2 protein-coding genes are annotated in these 1,356 nt (G+C 29.9%); both read left to right on the forward strand.

What is annotated here, in order from left to right:
- Positions 1-210 precede the first annotated feature (210 nt).
- A complete protein-coding gene (locus MNY27_RS10840; RefSeq protein ID WP_152184950.1) occupies positions 211-519 on the forward strand; it encodes a type II toxin-antitoxin system Phd/YefM family antitoxin in 309 nt (102 codons plus the stop codon).
- A gap of 3 nt (positions 520-522) precedes the next feature.
- Entirely contained in the window at positions 523-819 is a 297-nt protein-coding gene (locus tag MNY27_RS10845) for a type II toxin-antitoxin system RelE/ParE family toxin (RefSeq protein WP_152184949.1), read from the forward strand.
- Positions 820-1,356 lie beyond the last annotated feature (537 nt).

Raw genomic sequence — 1,356 nt, forward strand, 5'->3', positions numbered from 1 at the left:
GATTTATATAAGTTTGGATCAAAATCTTCAAATAAAACAGGGCAAAACAAAGAGGTGGTTTAAGTTTCAAATTGTAACTTTTTTTTACTTTTTAGTGCAAATTTTTAGGGTTCGTTTGACATGTCACCTCTGTTATATTTTACAATAACACTAAAATAGAGTATAATATTAACAATGAAATTAACTAGTAAATTATATAAGGACAATGAAATGGTTAAATATGCACAAAATGAACTATTCTCCATTACAGACTTTACAAAACAGATAGGAAGTGTAGTTAGCAGCATAAAAGCACATTCTCTTGAAAAGATAGGGATCCTTAAAAACAACAAACTTGAAGCTGTTGTTATCTCAACAGATGAATATGAAAGACTCAAAGCTCTTGAAGAGACAATGGAACTTGCCGAGCACAGTGAAATTTATAATATGATTCAAAAAAGAAAAGAGACACCTCTCTCAGAGTATATATCTGAAGATGACATGGCTGCCAAATTTGGTATAAGCAAAAGTCAGCTATAAAAGATGTATAAGATTATTTACCATCCTCTTGTCGAAGAGGATCTAAAACAGCTGAACAACTCTGTTCGCATTGAAGTCTTTAAAAAATTAGAGAAGATAAAAGTCTCACCAGAACTTGGTCAACTTCTTGGCAACAAGAACAATATGAACCTCTCAGGTTTGAGGAAAGTCTATGTTGCCAAAAAGCAGGTTCGTATAGTCTATGAGATTGTTGATGATATTTTAGTTGTTAAAGTTATAGCTATTGGCAAAAGAGAGGGAATGAAAGTATATAATGAAGCTCATAAAAGAAGAGAATAACATATAAATATGTGCCTATAACAAGGCACATAGTAAATATTTTATAACTTTTAAAATCCATTGATATTTATCTGAAGATATACCAGATTTAGTTGGTATCTCTTTAGATATAAATTTCAATCACTAAAATTTTAAAAAGTTGTCGAATGGTATCAGGTACCAAGTCTCTATAGTAAAAACATTTAAATTTACGGAGGCTTGAATCTCCTTTTTATTCCCTCACTTCTTTGGATACACTTATAACAAATAATACCTTACCTATTAGATATAGAAGAATAGGAAACTCCCAAAAAGCAAGATATATTTTCCCAATTTTAGAAGTAGCAAATTTCTTAGCTTTTGAAGATGCCGCATAATTTACTTACATATATAAAATTAATCAATCATTGTAATTAAGAGTGCTGCTCTTTATATTACCTAAGTTCAAATCATAAATGCAATTTTCTTGAAGAAGCGATAAGAAGGGGTTAACTGAAAATAAGTTATCCTTTTTTCGCCAAAAAAGAGGAAAATTATTTATGAAAAAGTTCAAACAGT

Source organism: Sulfurimonas sp. NWX79 (assembly GCF_039667035.1).
Taxonomy (GTDB): domain Bacteria; phylum Campylobacterota; class Campylobacteria; order Campylobacterales; family Sulfurimonadaceae; genus Sulfurimonas; species Sulfurimonas indica.